The organism is Mycobacterium sp. PO1, assembly GCF_017312405.1.
Taxonomy (GTDB): domain Bacteria; phylum Actinomycetota; class Actinomycetes; order Mycobacteriales; family Mycobacteriaceae; genus Mycobacterium.
The window spans coordinates 1-23487 of the sequence record NZ_BLTG01000109.1 but is presented as its reverse complement, the minus strand read 5'-3'; the positions used below and the strand labels follow the sequence as shown (position 1 = coordinate 23487).

Genomic DNA, 23487 nt, shown 5'->3' with positions numbered 1-23487 from the left:
AAACCAACACTGCTCCAAAAACTCCCGCCACTGAAACGGCCGCACAAACACAAACCGCACCGCATCCAGAGCCATCGCAAAAAACCCACCAACAGCCTGCATCGCCCCCGACAACCCATTGGGCAGACTGATCCCGGTCGACCACCGCTCCGGACCTTTGACCGCCATCAGGGAGCTCCTCCAGGTTCCTCGTGGGCCGTGAACCCGCCGCTGAGGTTGACCGGTTGCGCCGCTCCGAGGCTGGTCACCTCGGCCTCGAGCGGTGGGTAGCCACCCGGCCGTTCGGCGAAGCCGAGATCCTCATGTCTCGTGGGCTCGAAGTCGTGCACCCCGGCGACATCGACGCCACCAGGCGACGTACCGGCCGGCGAAAAGCCCTGCTCGGCTGCTTTTGTGCTGGCGCACAGCAACGTCATGTCTGGTTTGTGCTGGTGCATCACCGAATCCAGCCCGAGTCCGACCCCACGAAACCACCCCGGCCGATCGGTCGAACGGTCGAGCGCGTCCTCTGCAGCGATGACGCGCGCTGCGGCGCCGTCCATCTGAGGCGCGCAGTCGTGCTGCCGAAATGTCGTCACCGCCGTCGGTGCGTTCAGGGCGTGCTCCATCGTGATCTCGAAGCGCAGCCGCGCTTCGGGGCCGATCATTGCGTGACGGTGGATCTTGACCGCCGCCATGGCTAAGTGTTCTTCAGTTGCCGGAGATTCGTGGAGATATGGGCGAACGTGTGACTCCGAACCTCTCGGGCAGCCGGGCACCCGCTGGGATGGTCCCCCGCAACGACGGTGGGTCCCGACGGGCGCGACGAATGGCATGCGATCTCTCCAGTGGTGCAGAACAGGAATCAGGTGACGGCGCCGGCCGTCTTGAGCTCGATGATGCGGTCCCAGTCCAGCCCCATCTCCAGCAGGATCTCGTCGGTCTGTTCGGCGAATCCAGGCGCCGGCCCCGACGTCGGTGCGGCGACGTCGAACTGCACCGGATTGGCCACCAACTCGAGTTCGCCCGCCTGCACCAGGTATTCGTTGGCGCGGACCTGTGCGTCCTCGGCGGCCTGAAGTGTGTCTTGAACCGGGGCCCACGGGCCGGCCAGAGTTGCGAATCGTTCGCTCCACTCCACGAGTGGGCGCTTCTTCATGGCTTCGGTGAGAATCTCGGTGGCCGCCTCGGTGTTCTCGGCGATCGACTCACCTGTGGCGAACCTCGGGTCGTCGATCAACTCCTCCAGGTCCATGTGCCGGCACACGTCGGCCCAGAACTTGGTCGGCTGCATCATCACAAAGGAGATGTAGCGGTCGTCGGCCGTCGGATAGAGGCCGACCAGCGGATTGATCGGCGAGCCGTGCACACCCGGTGGGAACGCCTCCATGCGTTGGTCGAGGTGTTTCGTCAGCGCCACCGTGTGTCCCATCGACCAGAGACCGCTGCCCAGCAGCGACACGTCGACGACCGAAGTCTCTCCGGTGCGTTCGCGTTTGAGCAGCGCCGCGGCTATGCCGCCGGCCAGGTTCGTGCCCGAGATGGTGTCCCCGTACGCCGGACCGGGCGGGCCGATCATGCCGGGCATGTCCGGCGGGGTGATGGTGCGCGCCGTGCCGGCCCGGCACCAGAACGCGGTCATGTCGTAGCCGCCCTTGACCGATTCTTCGCCGCGCGGTCCCAGAGCGCTGCCACGGGCGTAGATGATGTCCGGGTTGACCGCACGGATGTCGTCGACGTCGATGCCGAACTTCTGGCGATGACCGGGAAGGAAACTGGTGAGGAAAACGTCGGAGCGCCGGGCCAGCTCCAGCAGCATTTCCCTGCCCTCTGGCACCGACATGTCCAGACCGATGCTGCGCTTGAGCCGGTTGGCATGCTCGATGTTCGGGTTGGGGTCGCCCTCGACGCGCAGCAGACCGGTCTGACGCAGTCCGCGCTGCGGATCTCCGGTGACGGCGTGCTCGACCTTCACCACGTCGGCGCCCCATTCGGCGAGCACGGCGCCTGCCGACGGCACGAAGCCGTACATGGCGACTTCGAGAACGCGAATTCCGTCCAGCGGCTTGCTGCTCATACGATTTCCTTCTTCGCGCAAGCGCTCATCAAGCGTGCTCTCTTCTTCGCGCAGGCGCTCATCAGCCCACCACCTCTGCGAGCGTCTTGGACTCCAGGAACTCTTCGAGTCCGGCCCGGCCCATCTCGCGGCCGATGCCGGACTGCTTGTAGCCGCCGAACGGGCTGTCCGGGCTGAAGTAGTTGCCGCCGTTGATCGAGAAGGTGCCGGTGCGGATGCGGCGAGCGAGCGCCTTGGCGCGTTCGGCGCTACCGAACACCGCGCCCGACAGCCCGTAGATCGAATTGTTCGCGATGCGCACCGCGTCGTCGTCATCGGTGTAGGAGATGACGACCAGCACGGGTCCGAAGACCTCCTCCTGGGCGATCTCGCTGTCCGGTTCGACATCGGCGAGCAGAGTGGGCGTGTAGAAGAAGCCGGGGTCGACTTTCTCGCCGCCGGTGACCAGTGTCGCGCCGGCCGCGACGGCGCGACGCACCATCGCGTCGACCTTGTCGCGCTGCTTCTCACTGATGAGCGGGCCCATGTAGGTCTTCGGGTCGGCGGGGTCGCCGTAGCGGACCAGCCCGAAGTTGTTCTTGATCAACTCGACGATCTGGTCCTTGTGCTTCTCCGGCACCAACAGTCGCGATGTCAGCGCGCACCCCTGACCGGCATGGGTGACCATGCTGAACGCCGAGAACAGCGCTGCGGTGTTGAAATCGGCGTCGTCGAGGACGATGGCGGCGGACTTGCCGCCCAGTTCGAGGAACACCTTCTTCAGGGTGTCGCTCGCCGCGGCCATGATCGCCCGGCCGGTCGGTGTCGACCCGGTGAAGGTGACCATGTCGACGTCCGGGCTCGTGGTCAACGCGACGCCGACGGCGGGGTCCGCGCCGGAGAGCACGTTGACGACGCCGGCCGGGATGTCGGTGTGGTTGGCGATCAACTCGCCCAGCGCGAGGGTCACCAGCGGGGTGTCGGGGGCGGACTTGAGGACGACGGTGCAACCGGCCGCCAACGCCGGCGCCAACTTGGCCAGCGCGAGCTGGTTGGGATAGTTGTACGCGATGATCGCTGCGACGACTCCGGCCGCTTCCTTCTCCACCCAGCGGTGGTGCTGCATGCCGCGGCTCTCGATGTTTCCGAGGTCTTCGGTCATCGGGTAGGTCTTCACCAGCTCGGCGTAGTACCGCACGATCTCGATCGGCCCGTCCAGCTGGGCGCCTTGGCACAGCGACTCGGTGGCGCCGACCTCGGCGACGGTCAGTGCCGCGAACTCATCCCGGTGGTCGACCAGCGCCTGATGCAGCTGCTCGAGACAGCGGATCCGCAACGCGGTGTCGGTCGCCCACGTTCCCTCGTCGAAGGCATGCCGGGCCGCCGTGATGGCCGCCTCGGCGTCAGCGACGGACGCGTCGGGCGCGTAACCGAGAACGTCGCCGGTGGCAGGGTTCAGCGACGCGAACGTGTGCTCGGCCTCGAGCAGCTGCCCGCCGATCAGCAGACGCCGAGCCACCTCGCGGCGGTCACCGTTCGCCTTGTGACGATCATTCGAGATCGCGGCTGTGTCCTGCATCGTCCTCCTCCGGAATGACCCGGGATGTGTGATTGAAGTCGTCGTGCAGCCTCACTGTGATGGAAACTGCATTCTCATCTTCGGCGAATCATACATTCGCGAGGGGAGAACTCAAGGAAATGAACCATACGGCGGCTGCCTGCACGAAACCGTGCGACAGTTGAGTAGTAAACGTCTCACCAGTGCGAACATCCAACCCGCGTTGTCTTGCGATACCGCGTCATGCGAGAGTACGGTTCTCATATTCGGAAGGACGATTCTTGATGGGTGAGGGCTGCTTGTGAAGAACGCTGTGGTGACCGGGGGCGCTTCGGGCATCGGCGCGGCGATCGCCGATCGTCTCCGAAACGACGGTCTGCAGGTGGCGACCCTCGACCTGAACCCCGGCGAGGCGAAGTTCTCCTACGCCGCCGACGTCACCGATCGCGCCGCCGTCGACGCTGCTCTCGAAGACATCCGCGCCGAGCTGGGCCCCGTGACGGTCCTCGTCAACGCCGCCGGTCTCGATCGTTTCAAACGGTTCAGCGACCTCACTTTCAACGAGTGGCAGAAAGTCATCGACGTCAATCTGAACGGCACGTTCCACTGCATCCAGGCCGTGCTGCCCGACATGGTCGAGGCCGGGTGGGGACGTATCGTCAACATCTCGTCGTCGAGCACGCATTCGGGCCAGCCCTTCATGGCCCCTTACGTCGCGGCCAAGTCGGCGGTCAACGGATTGACCAAGTCGCTGGCCCTCGAGTACGGCCCGCAGGGCATCACGGTCAACGCGGTTCCACCGGGTTTCATCGACACCCCCATGCTGCGCAAGGCAGAGCAGCGCGGCTTCCTGGGCGACACCGACAAGCAGATCGAGGCCACGCCGGTCCGCCGGATGGGCCGACCCGAGGACATCGCGGCCGCCTGCTCGTTCTTCATCTCCGATGACGCCAGCTACATCACCGGTCAGATTCTGGGCGTCAACGGCGGCCGGAACACCTGAGAGACATCGAAAGGGAGCGGGAGGAACATGGGACGCGTTCAAGGCAAGGTCGCCTTCATCACCGGCGCGGCGCGCGGCCAGGGTCGCAGTCATGCTGTCCGGCTCGCCGAGGAAGGCGCGGACATCATCGCGGTCGACCTGTGCGAGAACATCGACACCATCGGCTATCCGATGGCCACCGCCGACGATCTCGACGAGACCGCCGCCTTCGTCGAGAAGACCGGCCAGCGCATCGTCACCGCCAAGGCCGACGTCCGAGACGCGGCGCAGCTGAAGAAGGCTCTCGAGGATGGCATTGCGCAGCTGGGCGGGTTGGACATCGTTGTCGCCCAGGCCGGTATAGCCGGCATGAAAGGCGATCCGCCGATGCAGGCATGGACCGATGTGATCAACACGAATCTGGTCGGCACCATCAACGCCATCCAGGTGGCGTTACCCCATCTCAAGGAGGGCGCGTCGATCGTCGCCACCGGCTCCACCGCTGCGCTCATGGACGCCCACAACAAGCCGAATCCGGGCAATGACCCCGGTGGGATGGCTTACATGACGTCCAAACGTCTGCTCTCCCAGTACGTGCACGATCTGTCGACGAACCTGGCTGTCCGCGGTATCCGCGCCAACGTCGTGCACCCGACCAACTGCAACACCGACATGCTGCAGAGCCCGCCGATGTACAAGTCGTTCAGACCCGATCTCGACAACCCGACCCGCGCCGATGCCGAACCGGTGTTCGGTGTGCAGCAGGCGATGAAGGTGAACTTCATCGAGCCCGAGGACATCAGTAATGCCATTCTGTGGCTGGTGTCCGACGAGGCCCGCTATGTCACCGGCATGCAGCTGCGCGTGGACGCCGGCGGCTACCTCAAGTGGTACGACTGGCACGTCTAGGAGGACGGCGCGTGAAGGTTTTCGTGGATTCGGGACGGTGCCAGGGGCATACCTTGTGCTCGATGATCGCGCCGGACTCGTTCGAGCTGAGCGACATCGACGGCACCGCCTCGCCGGTCAACGAGGTCGTGCCGGCCGACCAGGAGGACGCAGTGCGCGAGGCTGCACACTCCTGCCCCGAACAAGCCATCTCGATCGAGGAATGACAAGGGAGACAGAAGTCTTGAGTGTCGACGACGTCGTAGACGGCACCGCCGACGACAGCCGTAAGCAGCCGAAGTATCACTTCGACCGGCATACGCCTGAGTATCGGCTGCAGTTCGAGAAGATCACCGAAGAGATGCACAGCAAGTGCCCGATGGCATGGACAGACGTCTACGACGGGCACTGGGTGGCCGCGGGCAGCAAAGAGGTGTTCGAGTTGGCGCGCTGCCCGGCGGTGTCCAACCATCACGACATCTCCGGGGAGACGCCCTACCAGGGCATCACGATCCCGAAGGCCAGCCGCGCCACGGTCGTTCGCGGCGGCATTCTGGAGATGGACGAACCCGAGCACAGCACCTACCGTGGCGCCTTGAACCCCTACCTGTCCCCCGCAGCGATCAAGCGGTGGGAGCCTTTCATCGACGAGATCACCCGTGCCGCAATAGACGAACACATCGAGTCCGGGCGGATCGATTTCGTCGATCACCTGGCCAACGTGGTGCCCGCGGTGTTCACGCTGGCGATGATGGGTATCGAGCTCAAGAAGTGGAACGTCTACAGCGAACCCACCCATGCGTCGGTATACACCCCGGAGCACTCACCGGACCGCGAGAAGATCAACGAGCAGCACCGCGAGATGGGCATCGACATCATCAACAACATGATGGCGATCCGGGAGTGTCCTCGGCCCGGTCTGGTGAACGCCCTGCTCCAGTTGCGCATCGACGGTGAACCCGCGCCGGACATGGAGATCCTGGGCAACCTGGGTCTGATCATCGGCGGTGGGTTCGACACCACGACGGCGCTCACCGCGCACGCCCTGGAGTGGCTCGGTGAACATCCCGACGATCGAGAGCGGCTGAGTCGAGAGCGCGACACGCTGCTGCACCAAGCCACCGAGGAGTTCCTGCGGTTCTTCACTCCGGCCCCCGGCGACGGCCGGACGTTTGCCGAGGACGTCGAGGTCGACGGGCACCGGTTCAAGCAATACGAACGGCTGTGGCTGTCGTGGGCGATGGCCAACCGTGACCCTGCGGTGTTCGAAAAGCCCAACGAAATCATTCTTGACCGGAAAGGCAACCGGCACTTCAGCTTCGGTATCGGTGTGCACCGGTGTGTGGGCTCTAACGTAGCCCGCACGGTCTTCAAGTCGATGCTCACCGCGGTGCTCGACCGGATGCCCGACTACGTGTGCGATCCCGAAGGGACCGTGCACTACGACACCATCGGGGTCATCCAGGGCATGCGCCACCTACCCGCCACGTTCACCCCGGGCAAGCCGCTGGGACCGGGGCTCGACGAGACGATCGAGAAGCTGCAGCGCATCTGCACCGAGCAGGAGCTGGCCCGGCCGATCACAGAACGTAAGGAACGTGCCGTCATCGATTGAGCGATGACGCATTCCGGCCCGTGGCTAGGCGCGAGATGGTTCGATGACAGGCGGTGTAACAGTGGGAGGTGGGCGATGATGCGCAGCAAGCTGGCGGCCGCGTTGTCGGCACTTGTCGCGACAGCGACGTTTGTTGCGCCGCCCTCGTCCGCGGCGGGCATGCAGCTGGGCAACTACGACCTGTGGACCAACAGGTACGACCGCGCCTCCTGGTTCTGGTTCATCTCGACCTGCATCCCTGAGAAGTCTCCGGACTGCATCAATGTCGCCGCGCGGCCGCGCCTGAAGTTCTACGCCTACTACGAGAGCAAGGCGTGGTTGGTCGACGGCCGCTACACCTTCACCGTCGACGTGCCCGACGGCCTGCGGTGCCCCGGGTACAACCTGCCGACCCGCGAAACGTACTCCTGGGATGCGGTCACCTTGGTCGGCACGATCGACTCGAAGTATGACGTCGGCTGCTTCAACGGCCCGCCCGGCACCCAGTTCTGGACCTTCAAACTCGTCCGACTCTGAACCTCTTTGCTCCGCGAGAGTGCGCGGCTGCGCGCGACACGGCGCGCAGTGAAGACATTTCACGCACACTCGTCGCCACTCAGAGCGACGCATACCTCCGGCGGATCCCGTCGAATCGCGACCACATCTGTGTGATCCGCTGCTGCGGAGTGACTGTCGCGGTGTCTCCCGGCAGCTCGGCCGCCAGGTCCGCGCGCTTCACCACGCGCGTGGCCAACGTCGCCGGACGCCCGTCGAGCATGTGCCGGTAGGTGAGGTTGCCCCGCTCGAAACCTTGCGTATCGATCCAGTTGTGGCAGCCCGGATCGTCGTGCGCCAGAACGAGCCGCACCTTGCCGTCGCTGTCGACGGCGGTGCGGCTGGGGGTATAGCTGACCGGTCGATACAGATAATCCATGCTGTTGAAGAACACGCCCATGTTGGTCAGCATCCACAGCCCGTCGTGCATATCGAACTCGACGATCAGCGCCTCGTCGCCGGCCAGCTGCCAGTGCATGTTCGTCGCGGCGCGGCCGCGCTTGACATCGGCGTCGGTGGTATCCATCACCGGGAACCGATTCGGATGCTCGGCGTCGACACCGCCGTAGGTGAACGGGAAGTCCGGCCAGTCCTGCAGCAACCCCATGACGAAATCTCCTGCCCAGCTGAGCGATTCGAGCATCTGAGCGGTCGACGGCAATGGCCGCGGCGACTCCATGTCGACTCGCTCGATGCGCAGCCGGGCCGGCTGCTCGTCCCAGGAGTCGAAACCCTGGCGGATGAACACCTTGCGGGACCCCGAGGTGGTGGGCAGCCAGTTCCCGTGCCGCTCGGGACCACCCAGGAACACCTCGAGCGTACCCTCGTCGGTGACCTGGAGCCGGTCCGCGGACAGGTTCGCTTCCGGCACGTCGCCGAAGGGTTCGTGCAGCACCCCCGGACCGTCCGGACGTGCACCCTGCACGGTGATGTTGACGAATCGGGCGCCACCTCGCTCACCCACGATCCGGTAGGTCGAGCTGCCGTCGATCCACGCTTGCTGATAGGTGAAATCGGCGCAGTCCCCGCCGAGTTTGCGGTTGGGCCCGCAGAACGTGTGCAGGGCGGGATACCGGGTATCGCGCGTCTCGAGGGCCAGGTCGAACGCCTGCCCGAGGTTCTGGGTGAGGAATCGCAGCGCATCGACCCGGTGTACACCCGAACCCGGATTGTGGTCTTTGAAGATCAGCTCCCCGGCCGCGTCGAGGCGGGCGCAGAAGCCGGTCCACGCATGCCGGAGCGCCGCATCGTCGGGACCTTCACCGAACCCCACGATCACTGCCCCAGCTGGATGCGGGACAGCATCTCCGACACCACCTCGCAACCCCGGCGGGCGGCGGCGAGACCACCCTCCTGATCGATGCGTGGCCCGATCAGCTCGAGGTCGACGCCGTGGCGGTAGCCTGCCGCGATCGCGTGCGCCAGGAATGCCTCGACTGGCACGGCGCCGTCGCCGGGTACCGCCCGGGCCGGCAACGCGCGGTCACCGAGGACGTAGTCACTCAGCTGAACCATTTCCAGCCGCGGCATCGCTCGTTCGACCAGCTGGTCCAGATGGGCTTCTGCCCAGCAGTGGAACAAGTCCACGCAGATGCCGAGACCCGCCATCTCGGCCAGCTCGACGGTGTCGGCGAGCGTGTGGGCGATGTGCAGGTCGGCGTACAACCCGGACGCGTTCTCGATGGCGAGTGCAACGCCTGCTCGGTCGGCGTGTTCGCGACACGGCGCCACGGCGGAGCAGAACCGCTCGGCCGCCTCGGCCCACGACGCCTCCCCGCGGCCGCCGGTGAGCATGTAGACCGCACGTGCTCCGACCCGGGCCGCGTCGTCGATGCGCCGGTGCAATTCGTCGGTGGTCGTGAACAGGTGAAACACCGTCTCGACCGAGTAGCCTTCTGCGGTGATCACGTCCGTCAACTCCGGATCGTCGAGCTGCGCGGCGATCAGGCTGAGCCGGCTGACACCGAGATCGCGCCAGTGGCCATGCATTTCGTCTATCGACGCGCCCAGGAACGTGACGCTGTGCACCGAGAGACGCGGGTCAGTCACGCGTCTCGACCTCTACGCCGAACCGCTCGCGGAACGGGCGGAATTCCTCGTGCAGCGCTCCGAGGTCTTCGCCGATGTCGGTGAGCAGCGTGGTTGAATAGCGAAACTTTCCGTGCCGGTCGCCCTTGTTGTGGACCAGATAGTCACGCATCGCCGCCTCGGCGGGGCCGGTGAGATCGCGACCGCAGAACCGGTAGTAGCGGCGGACGGTGCCGACCGGGTCGGCGATGAAGTCGGTGTAGCGCACGTGCAGGATGCGCGGATCGTCGACCAGCGGGTCGGCCATCGTGTTGGCGATACTGGTCCGGGTCAGCTCGAGATGCGTCTTCGCTGCGGTCTTCAGGTCGACCGGCCCGACGATGCCTTCGAGGATGTCGGCCATCATCATCGTGCGCGACGCGGCAACCTGAACGGGATCTCGGTGTAGCCAGAGCAGCCTGGCGTCGGGATAGGCGGCGAACATCTCGGCCAGCCTGAAACCATGGAAACCCTTGAGCACCCAGTACTTCGGCGGTCTTCGGTACTGGAACTGCTGCAACATTGCCTTGTGGATGCGGTATTGCGCGGCCGCGTCGGTGGGCAGCCCGCCGACAACTGTCTGCATCGGTACCCGCCACCACGCGGTCGGGGTCAGCACCCGGAAGTCGAACGCCCACGTGCGCTCGTCCTCCGGCAGCCCGTCGCCGAGCATGTCGTTGTAAGGGTGGCTGTGCAGCCACTTGGGCATCTGCGCGTTGATCTCGCGCCAGTCCGCATCGGCCCGCGCGCGACGTGGGTCGTCCGGGTCCGCGATGCCGGGTGGGGGCGAGGGATACATCACCTCCCAGAATCGCAGGGCGCGCGCGTCCCGGTCGACGGACATCAGCGCGTGCATCAACGTGGTTCCTGAGCGAGGCTCTCCGGTGACGAACATCGGCGCTTGGATCACCTCGCGGGCAACGGGGTAGCGATTGCGGTCCTCGAAGAACTGCAGGCGGATGGTGAGCAGACCGTGGCAGACATCCTCGGCCCGACGGCGCCCGTCCTCGTCCAAGCCGAGGCTGTTGAGGTGGTCGACGACGAGGCCGAAACGCTGCGGCAGCGTCGGATCCCCGAAGTCGGACAATCCGGTCTCGGTTTCTGCGCGCACGAGCATCTGGTCGGCACGCAAGCCGCCACTCACGTGACTCCCCCGCACAGCGCGATCAGTTCGTCCTCGGCGGCTCGGACGTTCTCGGCCGAGGCAGCGGCGTAGTCCAGGCCGGCCATGGCCCCGTAGTCAAGGATCTTGGGGACCCGAAGGCCGGCCTCGACATATTCCTTGACCATGCGCGCCACCTGTTTCGGCGTTCCGTGCGGCACGACGGCCAGAATCATCTCGGGCTCGACCCGGTCCAGGAAGTCGACGATCCGTTCCCGGGTCAGCGCCGAAGGGTCGATGTCGTGGAAGCCGCGCCAGTCGTGACCCATCGGATGATCGAACCCGTAGGAGCCCAACAGTTCCGCGGAGACCTGCAGCAGGAACGACTTCACCAGCGGCGCATTCATAATCTCGGCGAGCGCGGTGTCGTCGCGGCCCATCACACAGACCTGGATGAAGCAGGGCGTGATGGCCATCGGGTCGCGGCCGGCGCGCTCGGCGGATTCGCGCACCCGCGCCAGCTTCTGGGCGTAATCCTGGGGTGTCCAGGCCCCGGCCGGCCACCACCCGTCGGCGTATCGGCCGGTGATGTCCAGGGAACGGGGTCCGCCGGCGCCGATCCAGATCGGCGGGAACCGGCCGTCGTACGGCTCGGTGTCCAGGCGCGCATGCCGAAGTCGGTGGAAGCGTCCGTCGAAATCGACGGGCCCGTCGCTCTCCCAGAGCAGCCGGATCACCTGCAACGCCTCTTCGAACCGGCTCACCGGTCGGTCGAAATCGAAACCATAGGGCTCGATGTTCTCGCTCTCACCGCTGCCCACGCCGAGGATGAAGCGCCCCTTGGCCAGGTGGTCGATCGTCAACGCGCTCTGCGCCAGCGATGCGGGGTGACGCCGCACGGTGTCGACGACGCTGGTGGCGATCGGCACGTTCTCGGTCAGGACCGCGGCCGCCGCTGCGACGGCCATGCCGTCGAGGTGGCGGTGCGGTGACGGCGACGCTGTCGCGAGGTCGGTGAATTCCGGTGTCCAGATCGAATCCGGCCAGAAGCTCACCATGTGGTCGGGCAGCCAGATGGAGTGATAGCGGCCCGCGTCGAGCCGCTCCAACGCGGCGAGGTCCAGCGGCAGCGTGGTTCGCAGGAATGCCGCCGGCTGCACCTTCACCCGATCTCCCTTCGTGGCTTGCCTATCGACGCGGCAGGCCCAGAACCTGCTGGGCGATGATGTTGCGCTGGATCTCCGAGGTGCCGCCGGCGATGGTGCCGCCGAAGCTGCGTGCGTACCGCTCGAACCAGCTCGCGAAGTAGTGATCGAGGTTCATGTGGGCATAAGGGCCCGACGTCGTGGGGTGAATCAACCCGTCGGGACCACTGGCCTCCAGCGCGAGCCCCTCGATACGCTGCTCAGCCTCGGCGCCGAGCAGCTTGGGGATGGACACCGACGCGACGTCGACCTCGCCGCGCGCCGCCTTGGCGATACCGACCGATCCGAGCAGGCGCAGCGCCTCGTAGTCCATGATGCTGGTGGCCAGGGCATCGCGCTCCAGGGGACCGGTCGCCTCGAAGTCGGCGATGGCGTTGGCGATTCGGTCGGCGAAACCGAGCCACATCATCGTGCGTTCGTGCCCGAGGGAGCCGTTGGCGACGCTCCATCCGGCGTTCAGGGGGCCGACGAGATTCTCGACTGGCACGCGCACGTCGGTGAAGAACACCTCGTTGAAGTCGAGATTGTCGATGCCGCACATGTCGGCGAACGGGCGGCACACCACTCCGTCGAGGTCGGTCGGGATCAACAACACGCTGATGCCCTTGTGCTTGGGCGCATCGGGATCGGTCCGCACGAACGTCAGCAGGAAGTCGGCGTCGTGGGCGCCCGAGGTCCACACCTTCTGGCCGTTGACGACGAAGTGATCGCCGTCCAGGACGGCTTTGGTGCGCAGTGACGCCAGGTCGGACCCGGCGCTCGGCTCACTCATGCCCAGCGACGCGGTGCGTTCCCCGCGCAGGACCGGTACCGCCCACTGGTGCTTCTGCTCGTCGGTGCCGAACGTCAGCAGCGACGCCGCGACGATGTTGACGCCCTGCGGATTGAAGCTGTGATAGATGCGGCGCCGGCACAGTTCCTCAGCGTGGACGAAGGTCTGCAACACCGTCGCGTTGCGGCCACCGAACTCGGGCGGCTGCGCCGGCAACAACCAGCCGTTCTCGAACAACAGGCGTTGGAAGTCACGTGCCCACTGGGGCATGTGCGAGACAGATCGGGGCCGCTCGAGTGTGTCCGCAGCGCTCGGGGTGTGCTCGTCGAGGAACGCCGAGAACTCCGCGCGGAACTCCTCGACGTCGGAGTCGAATGCCAGTTGCACTACAGGTCCTTCCCGTATTCCTCGGCGATCATCGCCCGGTGCTCGGCTGCGCCGCCCAGCAGCAACTCCCCCGCCTTCGCCCGTTTCAGCGCGAACTGCACGTCGTTCTCCCAGGTGAAACCCATGGCTCCGAACAACTGGATGCCGTGTTTGAAGACCAGGGACTGGCACTCTCCCGCCGACGCTTTCGCCATCGCGGCGGCCAGGCGCCGGCGCGGATCGTCGGCGGCGATGGTCAGGGCAGCGAAGTAGGCCAGCGCGCGGGCGCGCTCGATGGCGACGTACATGTCGGTCGCCTTGTGCTGGACGGCCTGGAACGTGCCGATCAGCACGCCGAACTGCTGGCGGCTCTTGGCATGCTCGATAACCAGATCGAGGATGCGCTGACACGCGCCGACCATCGTGATCGCCATCCCCATCAGCGCGACGTGCCGCGCCCGTTCGGTGTCGGCGCTCAGACGCTCGCTGTCAGCGACCTTGACCCCGGCGAAGGACACCTCGGCGACGTGCAGGATCGGGTCGAACACCTCGACCCGGCGCGACGTGACGGTAGCGCCGTCGGTCTGCGGGTCGACACAGAACACCCCCGCGGGCGTCACGACGGCCAGTCGCTCGGCACGGTCGCCGTCGAGCACGAACCGGCCGGTTCCGGAGAGCACCCATCCCTGCGCGTCGCGCACGGCCGTCACACCCGAGAGCACCGCGGCACCGGCGACCTGCGGGTCGAACCGATCACCCGCCAGGGGCGCGTACTGCGTCAGCGTCGCGAGGAACGGAGTCGGATCGGTGGCGCGCCCCAGTTCCTCGAGCACGATCGCGAGCTCGACGGCGTTTTCCGGATCAGCCAGTTCGGTCCATCCCGCCTCGAGGTAGCTGGTCCACAGCGGCGCCGGGTCGACACCGTTCTCCGCGATGTCGCGGATCAGCGAAGCCGGGCATTGCTTGGACACCGCGTCACGCACGGTCTCCTGCCACAGCCGCTGATCAGCATCGAATTCCAACAGCATCCAGCGCCTCCGGGATCGTCACGTTCTGGCGAGAATATCATTCTCGTCAATGGTGTCTTCATTCTCCTGAAGGGCATACCGGTTTCCGTCGCGGAATCGCTGAGCGACCGACCAGCAGCCAGCTCCACCAGCGCAGACGCTAAGCAGTCTGCTGGAGAACAGAATTCTTGATATCGAAGAACAACGATCTACACTGGGGGATACCCGCGGTCGCGCCCTCGGCCGCGCGAGAGTGAAGGACTGCATCTGTTGAAAGAGTTCAGTGACGGGACCAGCAGCGGGGACGACGCTGCCGTCCGGGTCCCCGTCATCGACGCCAGCGTGCACATCTTCTGCCAGTCCAACAAGGACCTGAGGACGAACTTCCTGCGTGAGCCCTTTCGCAGCCGCGGGTTCCCGGACTACGAGATGGACTGGTACGGAGCCCCCGGCGGTGAGTACGCCGACCGGACGACGGGTCCCGACGATCAGTACCCGGGTTCGGACCCCGATGTGGTCGCCAAGCACCTGTTCACCGATCGTGGCGTCGACGTCGCGATCCTGCATCCGATGACCCGCGGCATCATGCCCGACCGTCACCTCGGCACCGCGCTGGCCGCGGCCCACAACGAGATGATGGTGACCCGCTGGCTCGAGCATCCTGAACTCGGGCAGAAGTTTCGAGGCACGTTGCGGGTCAATCCCGACGACATCGCCGGCGCGCTTCGAGAGATCGACAAATACAAGGATCACCCGCGGGTCGTGCAGCTGGGCATCCCCTTGCAGTCCCGCGAGCTTTACGGCAAGCCGCAGTACTGGGCGCTGTGGGAGGCGGCCGTCGACGCCGGCTGGCCGGTGGCCGTGCACTTCGAGGTCGGCTCGGGCATCCAGATGCCGCCGACACCCTCCGGCCTCACCCGCACCTATGAACAGTTCGTCGGCTTCACGGCGCTGAATTACCTCTACCACCTGATGAACATGATCGCCGAGGGCGTCTTCGAGCGGATGCCCGACTTGAAGTTCGTCTGGGCCGACGGCGCGGCCGACCTGCTCACGCCGTTCATCTGGCGCATGGACTGTTTCGGGCGCCCACACCTGGAGCAGACACCGTGGGCACCGAGGATGCCCAGCGATTATCTGCCCGGGCACGTCTACTTCGTTCAAGGAAGTCTGGACGGCCCCGGTGACGTCGACTTCGCAGGCGAATGGGCCGGGTTCACCAACAAAGACGACATGGTGATGTACGGCTCGAGCTATCCACACTGGCAGCTCAACGAACTGTCGGTGCCGAGCTCCTACACCGCCGAGCAACGCGACAAGCTGTGTTGGCGCAACGCCGCGCAGTTGTACGGGATCCAAAGTCCGGCGATTTCCGCCTCGGCTGCGGCACAGTAGAGGGACGAGGAGGCATCACCATGACCGTCACCGCCAACCCACGAGTACCTGCCACCGAACGAATCGCGGTCCGGTGCGTCGACTCCGACGTCCACCCGACGCCCCGGCGCGGCGAGCTGACGCAATACATCCCCGAACCGTGGCGCAGCAAGTACTTCCTGACCCGCAAGGTCGGCGACCAGATCTACTACGACGCACCGGATTATGCGCACTCCTACGCAATGCGGGTCGACACGTTCCCGCCCGATGGGGAATTCGCCTGCAGCGACCCCGAACTCGCCTTCAAACAGCTGATCATGGAGGCCGGCGCCGACATCGCGATTCTCGAGCCGGCCGCCTATCCGGCCCGCATCCCGGAAGCCGAGCACGCGATGGCGGTCGCGCTGAACGCCTGGCAGGCCAACCATTGGCTGGACAGCCACAACAACTGGCACGAACGTTGGCGCGGCTCGATCTGTGTGGCCATCCAGCAGCCCGAGGAGGGTGTCGCCGAGATCGAGCGGTGGGCCGGCCATCCCTACATGAGCCAGATCTTGATCAAGGCCGAGCCGAGGCCGTCATGGGGCAATCCGAAGTACGACCCGATCTGGGCCGCAGCGACCAAGCACGACATCCCCGTGAGCTGTCACCTGTCGCGTAGCCACTACGACGAACTGCCCATGCCACCGGTCGGCATGCCCAGCTACAACCACGACTTCATGGTCACCTATTCGTTGTTGGCGGCGAATCAGGTGATGAGCCTGATCTTCGACGGCACCTTCGACCGGCACCCGAATCTGCGGATCGTCTTCGTCGAGCACGCCTTCACCTGGATCCTGCCGTTGATGTGGCGGATGGACAAACTCTACGAAGCGCGCAAGTCGTGGCTCGACATCAAGCGCAAGCCCAGCGAGTACGTCAAGGACCACATCAAATTCACCACACAGCCGCTGGACTATCCCGAGGACAAGACGGAATTGTCCAGGGCGTTCGAATTGATGGAGTGCGAGAAGATCCTGCTGTTCTCCAGCGATTACCCGCACTGGACCTTCGACGACCCGCGCTGGCTGGTCAAGCACCTACCCGAGCACGCCCGCGAAGCGGTGATGTTCCGCAACGGCATCCAGACCTACAAGCTGCCGGACACCGTGCCGGCGCTCGAGGGCCAGGTCCGGGTCTTCTGACACATGGAAGACGACAACGCGCCCGCGGTGGCAGCTGGGCGGGAGCCCCGATTGGCAGCTGGGCGTGAGCCCCGGTTGGCACAGGGACGTGAACACGTGGTCGCCACCGTCGACGAGATCCCTCCAGGCACACACAAACTCGTGCCCATCGGCCGACACGGGGTGGGCGTGTACAACGTCAACGGCACGTTCTATGCGATAGCGAACTACTGTCCGCACGAGGGAGGACCGCTGTGCTCGGGGCGAGCCAGGGGTCGCAACATCGTCGACGAAAGCGTCCCCGGGGATGCGGTGATGGTCCGCGACCTGGAGTACATCTTCTGCCCATGGCACCAGTGGGGTTTCGAGCTCGCCACCGGCACCACCGCGGTCAAGCCCGAGTGGAGCATCCGCACCTATCCCGTGCGAATCGTCGGCAACGACGTCCTCGTACAGGCCTGACCGCTTCCACCCCGGACAATCGGAGAGAAGTTGCCCAACAAAAAGATCGAGATCAACGGCGGTAACGTCGTCTACGAGATCCTCGGCAAAGAGGGCGAGTTCATCGTCCTGACGCCGGGCGGACGGTTCAGCAAGGACATTCCGGGGCTGAAGCCGCTGGCCAAGAAGCTGGTCGAAGGCGGCTACCGGGTGCTGCTGTGGGACCGGCCGAACTGCGGCAGGTCCGACGTGCAGTTCTACGGCCAGAGTGAATCGCACATGCGGGCGCAGACCCTGCAACAGTTGATCACCAAGCTCGAGATCGGCCCGTGCATCATCGCAGGCGGCTCAGGAGGAGCCCGCGACTCGATGCTGACGACGATGCTCTACCCCGAGCTCGTCCGAAAGCTGGTGGTGTGGAATATCGTCGGCGGGGTCTACGGCTCGTTCGTCCTCGGCTCGTACTACATCGTGCCCAATATCCTGGCCGTGCGCGGGGCGGGTATGAAGGCAGTCGCGCAGATCGCCGAGTGGCAGGAGCGCATTGCCGAGAACCCAGACAACGAGGCCCGCATCCTGTCTCAGGACCCGGACGAATTCCTCAAGCTCATGCTGCGCTGGCTCAACGCGTTCGTACCCAAGCCTGGGCAGACCATCCCGGGCGTCGAGGATGAGATGTTCGACAACATCACCGTTCCCACCCTGATCATCCGCGGCGGCGAGAACGACCTGGATCACCCCAAGCGAACCTCGCTGGAGGTCAGCTGCCTGATCAGGGGCTCTACCGTGATCGACCCGCCTTGGCCGGAGGACGCGTGGGAACGCGCCGGCGAAGCTCGAGCTTCGGGGAAAGTCAAACGGTTCAACATGTTCGACACCTGGGTGCAGGCAGCGCCTGCCATTCTCGATTTTCTGGGGCGATGACGTGCTTACGATCCACCGTCACGATGCGCACCTCACAGTTCGTCGAGGCTTCCAGCGCGGTGTGGATGCGGCTCTCGGGGATGCGGGCGAGGTCGGCCTTCTGCAGGGTGACCGTCAGGATGTCCCAGCCGTCGTCGCCCGGGGTGCGCTCGATGATGCCGGACACTCCGAACCCGGCAAGCACGCCGCGGGCGTCGTCATCGGTGCCGTGACTGACGAACGTCAGCACGCCCAGCACCGGCTGGGCGGGAAAGGCCCTGCTGCACAGTCGTATCGCGACATCCTGCAAAGCTTCCGAATCGTTGCCGTCCATGAGGATCTCGACCTCGCGACGGCTGGGCGGCAGGCCGGCCAGGTCGTTGTCGATGACCCGCGCGCCTCTCTCGGCGGCCAGCGCGGTCAACTCGGCCATCCCGGCCCGCAACTGGTCGGCCGTCAGCTCACCCGCGGGATCGACGCCGATTCGCACTACCGCTGTTCGCATGCTGGGAAGGGTAGTCGGAGATGAGTACGGCGATGAACACCGAATTGACCGTCGCCGCATGGCCGGGGTTGACACCTCGGTTGTTACGGGCCGAGCAGACCGTGGAATCCTTCGACGAGTATCGGCGCACGGGTGGTTACGCTCCGCTGGCCGACGATGCGACACTGCTGGACGACATCGCCCGGGCGGGGGTGCTCGGCCGCGGAGGCGCTGCATTCCCCATGGCGACCAAGCTGGCTACGGTACGGACCGCGTCTCTGCGCGGCGTGGACACGGTGTTGGTCGCAAACGGCGAGGAAGGTGAGCCGGCTTCGGTGAAGGACCGCTGGCTGCTTCGCCACCGCCCGCATCTCGTGCTCGACGGGTTGCGCCTGGCGGCGCACATCATCCGGGCACGTCACGCCCATGTCTACGTTTCCGACGAGCGAGCCGCCGCGGCGGTACGGTCTGCACTCGACGAAGTGACGATCGAAGCGCTCGGTGGTGTCACGGTCAGCGTATTCACCGTCGCTCCCGGCTACGTCGCGGGTGAGGAGACCGCCGCTGTGCGGGCGATCAACGGCGGCCCAGCCAAGCCGACCGACAAACCACCTCGGCCCTTCGAAGAGGGCGTCGGCGGGCTGCCCACCATGGTCAGCAACGTCGAGACGCTGGCCAACCTTCCTTTCGTTCATCAGCACGGCGCCGACACCTATCGGAGCGAAGGCACCTCGAGCTCGCCCGGCACCTTTCTCGCCACGCTCACCGGTGGCACCCGGCAACCTGGCCTCTACGAGATACCGTTCGGCATTTCGGCGGCAGAATTGGTTGCGCTGCACGGCATCTCCGTTGACCAGGTTCGGGGTGCGTTGATGGGCGGTTACTTCGCCGGGCTGCTCGACCAACGCATCCTGCAGGTCACGATGGACCACGCGTCGTTGCATGCAGTGGGCAGTGGACTCGGCTGTGGCTCGGTGTCGGTCATCACCGACGAGTGCCCGGTGGCCGTCGGCGCGTCGGTCCTTGCCTACTACGACCGAGAGAACGCCGATCAGTGCGGATCCTGTTTCAACGGCACCGCAGCCATGGCAGCGGCCGCCTGTGCGCTGCGGGACGGGGTGGCCACCGCCGACGACGTCGCTCGCCTGCGGCGGTGGTCAGTCGTCTTGCGGGGCCGCGGCGCGTGCGCAACGCTCGACGCCGCCTGCAACATCGCCGCCAGCATGCTCGCGATGTTTCCCGACGACGTCGCCCGCCTCCTCGAGAATCGGGTCGGAGTCCAGCCCCGCGGGCCGTACACCGCGCTGCGCCCCTTCGAGGTGGAGGCACTGTGAGCAACCCACTGCGGATCAAGCTCGACCGGACACTGTGCGACGGCTTCGGCATCTGCGCGAAGCACGCCCCGGAGTACTTTTCGCTCGACGACTGGGGATACGCCGTCCTGGTCGGCGACGGCACCATCCCCGAACAGGATCGCGACGCGGTCCGTCGCGCTCTGCTGGACTGCCCGGTGCACGCCATCCTCGAGATCGGCGAACGTCGGCCGGACGAAACCCCGATCCAGCCCCTGCGAGAGCCTGATCTCGACCAGCTGAAGACGGAGGACAACGAAGCGGAATGGGGTTTCACCCGATGAGCCGGCTTCCCCTGCCCCAGTTGACCTTCGACAACGAGTTCTTCTGGACCTCAGGAGCCGACGGGGTGCTCCGGATCCAGGGATGCGGCGACTGCAAGGCACTCATCCACCCGCCGCAGCCGATCTGCCGGTACTGCTACAGCCACAATGTCGCACCTCGCGAGGTGTCCGGCCGCGCGGTGCTCTCGGCCTTCACGGTCAACCACCGATTCTCGATTCCCGGTCTTTCCGCGCCGTACGTCGTCGCACAGGTGGCAATCGAAGAAGATCCGCGGGTCCGGTTGACGACCAACATCATCGACTGTGATCCCGAGGAGCTCGAACTCGGCCGGGTCGTCGAGGTCGTGTTCGAACAGAACGACGACGTGTGGCTGCCGCTGTTCAGGCCGACATCGAAATCCGAGACCGCTCCCCTGCCGGACGACGAGATCGCGCCGACGGACTTTCCCAAGTTCGTGCGGCCGATGCTGACCACCGAGAAATTCGAGGACACCGCAGCCATCACGGGTATCGGCGCGTCGAAACTCGGCCGGCGGCTGATGGTGTCGCCCCTGTCGCTGACGATCGAAGCCAGTGAGGCGGCGATCGCCGACGCCGGGTTGACCCTGGCCGACATCGACGGGCTGTCGACGTATCCGGCCATCGACGCGATGGGTATGGGTGAGGGCGGGATCACTGCGCTGGAGGGCGCGTTGGGCATCCGACCGACGTGGATCAACGGCGGTATGGACACGTTTGGTCCCGGTGGATCCGTCATCGCCGCGGTGATGGCTGTCGCGACCGGTATGGCGCGTCATGTGCTGTGCTTCCGCACCTTGTGGGAGGCAACCTTCAACCAGCTGATGAAGGAAGGCAAACTCTCCCCGCCGGGAGGCGCCAGGGTCAACAGCTGGCAGGCGCCGTTCGGCGCCACGTCAGCGGCCCACACCCTGGCGCTCAACGCGCAGCGCCATTTCCATCGCTACGGCACCACGAAGGAAACGCTGGGCTGGATCGCGCTCAACCAGCGCGCCAACGCGGCCCTCAACCCCACAGCCATCTATCGCGATCCGATGTCCATGGACGACTATCTCAACGCGAGGCCGATCACCACCCCGTTCGGCCTCTACGACTGCGACGTCCCCTGCGACGGCGCGGTTGCGGTGGTCGTCTCGGCTGTCGATGCCGCTGCCGACGCCCCGAAGGCTCCGGTCTACTTCGAGGCGATCGGCACGCAGATCATCGAACGCACCGACTGGGATCAGACCACTCTGACCCATGAGCCGCAGGTGCTGGGCCAGGCGGCTCATCTGTGGACGCGGACGTCGTTGCGGCCGAATGATGTCGACGTGGCCGAGCTCTACGACGGCTTCACGTTCAACTGCCTGTCCTGGCTGGAAGCCCTCGGGTTCTGCGGGATCGGTGAGGCCAAGGATTTCCTCCACGGCGGTGCCGCAATCGCGCGCGACGGCGTCATTCCGCTGAACACCCACGGCGGCCAGCTATCTCACGGACGAACCCACGGCATGGGGCTGATCCACGAGGCCGTCAGCCAGTTGCGCGGCGAGGCCGGTGAGCGCCAGGTGGACGACGCCCGCGTGGCCGTGGTCAGCAGCGGCGGCCTGACTCCCAGCGGTGTGATGCTGCTACGGACAGAGGCCTGAGCCCACGTGACTGGACCTGCTCCGCGCCGCCGCGTCGTCGTGGTCGACGGCATTCCGATGTCGGGGCTCGTCTCGGCCGCGCCGGACCCGCGGGCGGTCATCGTCGCCGTGCACGGCGGCGCGACGTCCTCGGCGTACTTCGACTGCCCAGGCAACCCGAATCTGTCACTGCTGCGCGCGGCGGCGCCAGCGGGTTTCACGGCTATCGCACTGGACCGGCCGGGCTACGGATCTTCCGCGGTCTACGCAGACGAGTTCGCCAACCCGGACCGCCGGGTGGGTGCCGCGCTGGGCGCGGTGGTGAAGATGCTCGGTACGGGAAGCCGCGGTGCGGGGCACTTCCTGCTCGGCCACTCGGCCGGTTGCGAGTTGGCGCTGCGGATGGCGATCGCCGCGGACGACGTGGTCGGCGTGGAGTTGTCCGGGACCGGTCTGCGTTACACCGACGAGGCCAAAGCGATCATCAGTGACGCCACGGTCACCTCCCGACCGGCGGGGTTACGCGATCTGCTCTGGCAGCCGACCGATCTGTACCCCGCCGAAGTCCTCACCGGTGCACTCTCGGCACCCGGGGTGGCCTACGAATCCGAGGCGACCGCTCACTGGGCGCGTCGGGACTTTCCGGCGATCGCCGCGACAGTGACCGTCCCGGTGCAGTTCAGCGTCGCCGACCACGAAAGAGTATGGGAAACGACGCCGCAAGCGCTGAGTGCGATCACGGGTCTGTTCGCGGGCGCTGTGCGGCTCAATCACATGGCCGACAGCGGACACAACCTGAGTGTCGGCAGAACCGCTGACAGATATCACCGGAACGTGCTGTCGTTCCTCGAGGAATGCATCGCGGGCAGCGGCCGCGACCGAGAGCAAGTGGAGGCGAGTTGATACGAGTCGGTTTCATCGGACTGGGCAGCCAGGGCGGGCCCATGGCGCGGCGGATTGCCGAGGGTGGCTTCGAGACGACGCTGTGGGCTCGCCGGGCAGCGAGTTTGGAACCGTATTCGGACACGCCTGCCAAGTCGGCCGCCACGCCCGCCGAGATGGCGGCTGCCAGCGACCTCGTCTGCCTGTGTGTGGTCGGTGACGACGATGTCCGCGAGGTGCTGTACGGCGACACCGGTGTGCTCGCCGGCATGAACGAGGGCGGCGTCATCGCAATCCACAGCACCATTCACCCCGACACCTGCCGCGAGATCGCCGAAAGAGCTGGCGCTCAGGGTGTCTCGGTCATCGATGCACCGGTCAGCGGCGGTGGCCCGGCCGTCGAGGAGGGCACTCTCCTGGTCATGATCGGTGGTGACGAGGAGGTGGTCGAACGCTGCAGGCCGGTGTTCGCCACCTATGCCGATCCGATTGTGCATCTCGGACCGCTCGGCGCTGGGCAGAGCACCAAGATCTTGAACAATCTGCTGTTCAGCGCGAATCTGGGCAGTGCGGTGAGCACGCTGGAGCTGGGCGAATCGCTCGGAATCGCGCGGGACAAGCTCGTCGAGGTGCTCAACCGCGGGTCGGCGACGAGCAAGGCCGTGGGCAGCATCTCCATGTTCGGTGGCACGTTGGAAGGGCTGGCACCGATCGCGGGGGCGTTGTTGCAGAAGGACGTCCGGCACGCTGCCAGCCTCGCCGCCGCTGCGTCAGCCGCCGAAGGTGCGGTGTTCACGGCGGCGGACGCGGCACTGGAGGCCATGGAGTGCGGCCGATGAGTAGCCCTGTGT

At 65.8% G+C, this 23487-nt stretch carries 24 protein-coding genes and 1 pseudogene; 14 read left to right on the top strand and 11 right to left on the bottom strand.

The features are described from left to right. The 4 genes and pseudogenes from J3476_RS28105 to J3476_RS25860 all read right to left on the bottom strand — a co-directional run. Positions 1–168 (bottom strand): annotated as a pseudogene (locus J3476_RS28105) (ABC transporter permease); the annotation flags it as partial. Then, positions 168–647 (bottom strand): hypothetical protein, encoded by a 480-nt coding sequence (locus tag J3476_RS25870; protein WP_373889121.1) that lies wholly within the window; start codon positions 645–647, stop codon positions 168–170. The gene J3476_RS25870 and the pseudogene J3476_RS28105, both read right to left, overlap by 1 nt. 197 nt (positions 648–844) lie before the next feature. Then, a complete protein-coding gene (locus J3476_RS25865; RefSeq protein WP_207069144.1) occupies positions 845–2056 on the bottom strand; it encodes a CaiB/BaiF CoA-transferase family protein in 1212 nt (403 codons plus the stop codon). Positions 2057–2117: 61 nt separating this feature from the next. Next, entirely contained in the window at positions 2118–3614 is a 1497-nt protein-coding gene (locus J3476_RS25860) for an aldehyde dehydrogenase family protein (RefSeq protein ID WP_207069143.1), read from the bottom strand. A gap of 280 nt (positions 3615–3894) precedes the next feature. On the opposite strand from J3476_RS25860, the gene J3476_RS25855 reads away from it, so the two are divergent. From J3476_RS25855 to J3476_RS25835, 5 genes are all read left to right on the top strand, one after another. Continuing rightward, on the top strand, positions 3895–4596 hold the full coding sequence (locus J3476_RS25855; RefSeq protein WP_207069142.1) for an SDR family NAD(P)-dependent oxidoreductase: 702 nt from the start codon (positions 3895–3897) through the stop codon (positions 4594–4596). 27 nt (positions 4597–4623) lie between these two features. Next, a complete protein-coding gene (locus J3476_RS25850) occupies positions 4624–5484 on the top strand; it encodes a mycofactocin-coupled SDR family oxidoreductase (protein WP_207069141.1) in 861 nt (286 codons plus the stop codon). An 11-nt stretch (positions 5485–5495) separates the two neighbouring features. After that, a complete protein-coding gene (locus J3476_RS25845; protein ID WP_152517952.1) occupies positions 5496–5690 on the top strand; it encodes a ferredoxin in 195 nt (64 codons plus the stop codon). Next, positions 5687–7078 carry a cytochrome P450 gene (locus J3476_RS25840; protein ID WP_373889120.1) on the top strand — a complete coding sequence of 464 codons (1392 nt, stop codon included), beginning with the start codon at positions 5687–5689 and terminating at the stop codon, positions 7076–7078. Before J3476_RS25845 ends, J3476_RS25840 begins: the two co-directional genes overlap by 4 nt. A 75-nt stretch (positions 7079–7153) precedes the next feature. Beyond that, positions 7154–7594, top strand: coding sequence for a hypothetical protein (locus tag J3476_RS25835; RefSeq protein ID WP_207069139.1), 441 nt, complete (start codon positions 7154–7156; stop codon positions 7592–7594). A 79-nt stretch (positions 7595–7673) separates the two neighbouring features. Here J3476_RS25835 and J3476_RS25830 read toward each other — a convergent pair whose 3' ends face one another. Genes J3476_RS25830 through J3476_RS25805 form a run of 6 tightly spaced genes read right to left on the bottom strand, consistent with a single transcriptional unit; the run spans position 7674 to position 14152 of the window. Then, positions 7674–8885 (bottom strand): DUF1214 domain-containing protein, encoded by a 1212-nt coding sequence (locus J3476_RS25830; protein ID WP_207069138.1) that lies wholly within the window; start codon positions 8883–8885, stop codon positions 7674–7676. Between the two features lie 2 nt (positions 8886–8887). Continuing rightward, complete coding sequence (locus tag J3476_RS25825) at positions 8888–9601, bottom strand: TIM barrel protein (RefSeq protein WP_207069149.1); 714 nt, start codon at positions 9599–9601, stop codon at positions 8888–8890. A 52-nt stretch (positions 9602–9653) separates the two neighbouring features. Next, complete coding sequence (locus J3476_RS25820) at positions 9654–10796, bottom strand: sulfotransferase (RefSeq protein WP_373889122.1); 1143 nt, start codon at positions 10794–10796, stop codon at positions 9654–9656. A 23-nt stretch (positions 10797–10819) separates the two neighbouring features. Further along, entirely contained in the window at positions 10820–11947 is a 1128-nt protein-coding gene (locus tag J3476_RS25815) for an LLM class flavin-dependent oxidoreductase (protein WP_207069136.1), read from the bottom strand. A 22-nt stretch (positions 11948–11969) separates the two neighbouring features. Continuing rightward, on the bottom strand, positions 11970–13145 hold the full coding sequence (locus J3476_RS25810) for an acyl-CoA dehydrogenase family protein (protein WP_207069135.1): 1176 nt from the start codon (positions 13143–13145) through the stop codon (positions 11970–11972). Then, the gene (locus tag J3476_RS25805; RefSeq protein ID WP_207069134.1) at positions 13145–14152 is read right to left on the bottom strand and encodes an acyl-CoA dehydrogenase family protein; all 1008 of its coding nucleotides are present in this window, start codon (positions 14150–14152) and stop codon (positions 13145–13147) included. The genes J3476_RS25810 and J3476_RS25805 overlap by 1 nt, the downstream gene beginning before the upstream one ends. Positions 14153–14401: 249 nt before the next feature. Between J3476_RS25805 and J3476_RS25800 the strand changes: the two genes are divergently transcribed. Genes J3476_RS25800 through J3476_RS25785 form a run of 4 tightly spaced genes read left to right on the top strand, consistent with a single transcriptional unit; the run spans position 14402 to position 18033 of the window. Continuing rightward, positions 14402–15526 carry an amidohydrolase family protein gene (locus J3476_RS25800; protein WP_207069133.1) on the top strand — a complete coding sequence of 375 codons (1125 nt, stop codon included), beginning with the start codon at positions 14402–14404 and terminating at the stop codon, positions 15524–15526. Between the two features lie 20 nt (positions 15527–15546). Beyond that, positions 15547–16689 (top strand): amidohydrolase family protein, encoded by a 1143-nt coding sequence (locus tag J3476_RS25795; protein WP_207069132.1) that lies wholly within the window; start codon positions 15547–15549, stop codon positions 16687–16689. 3 nt (positions 16690–16692) lie between these two features. After that, on the top strand, positions 16693–17130 hold the full coding sequence (locus tag J3476_RS25790; RefSeq protein WP_286183775.1) for a Rieske (2Fe-2S) protein: 438 nt from the start codon (positions 16693–16695) through the stop codon (positions 17128–17130). Between the two features lie 30 nt (positions 17131–17160). Beyond that, complete coding sequence (locus tag J3476_RS25785) at positions 17161–18033, top strand: alpha/beta fold hydrolase (protein WP_207069131.1); 873 nt, start codon at positions 17161–17163, stop codon at positions 18031–18033. Here the strand turns inward: J3476_RS25785 and J3476_RS25780 are convergent. Beyond that, a complete protein-coding gene (locus tag J3476_RS25780; protein ID WP_307726967.1) occupies positions 17972–18517 on the bottom strand; it encodes a hypothetical protein in 546 nt (181 codons plus the stop codon). The genes J3476_RS25785 and J3476_RS25780 overlap by 62 nt on opposite strands. 20 nt (positions 18518–18537) lie before the next feature. On the opposite strand from J3476_RS25780, the gene J3476_RS25775 reads away from it, so the two are divergent. Genes J3476_RS25775 through J3476_RS25755 form a run of 5 tightly spaced genes read left to right on the top strand, consistent with a single transcriptional unit; the run spans position 18538 to position 23475 of the window. Next, positions 18538–19830 carry an NADH-ubiquinone oxidoreductase-F iron-sulfur binding region domain-containing protein gene (locus J3476_RS25775; RefSeq protein ID WP_207069130.1) on the top strand — a complete coding sequence of 431 codons (1293 nt, stop codon included), beginning with the start codon at positions 18538–18540 and terminating at the stop codon, positions 19828–19830. A gap of 8 nt (positions 19831–19838) precedes the next feature. Continuing rightward, a complete protein-coding gene (locus J3476_RS25770) occupies positions 19839–20132 on the top strand; it encodes a ferredoxin (protein WP_207069147.1) in 294 nt (97 codons plus the stop codon). Then, positions 20129–21775 carry an OB-fold domain-containing protein gene (locus J3476_RS25765; RefSeq protein ID WP_207069129.1) on the top strand — a complete coding sequence of 549 codons (1647 nt, stop codon included), beginning with the start codon at positions 20129–20131 and terminating at the stop codon, positions 21773–21775. Before J3476_RS25770 ends, J3476_RS25765 begins: the two co-directional genes overlap by 4 nt. Before the next feature lie 57 nt (positions 21776–21832). After that, entirely contained in the window at positions 21833–22657 is an 825-nt protein-coding gene (locus J3476_RS25760) for an alpha/beta fold hydrolase (protein ID WP_207069146.1), read from the top strand. After that, positions 22657–23475 (top strand): NAD(P)-dependent oxidoreductase, encoded by an 819-nt coding sequence (locus tag J3476_RS25755; protein WP_207069145.1) that lies wholly within the window; start codon positions 22657–22659, stop codon positions 23473–23475. Before J3476_RS25760 ends, J3476_RS25755 begins: the two co-directional genes overlap by 1 nt. The last annotated feature ends 12 nt before the right edge of the window (positions 23476–23487 follow it).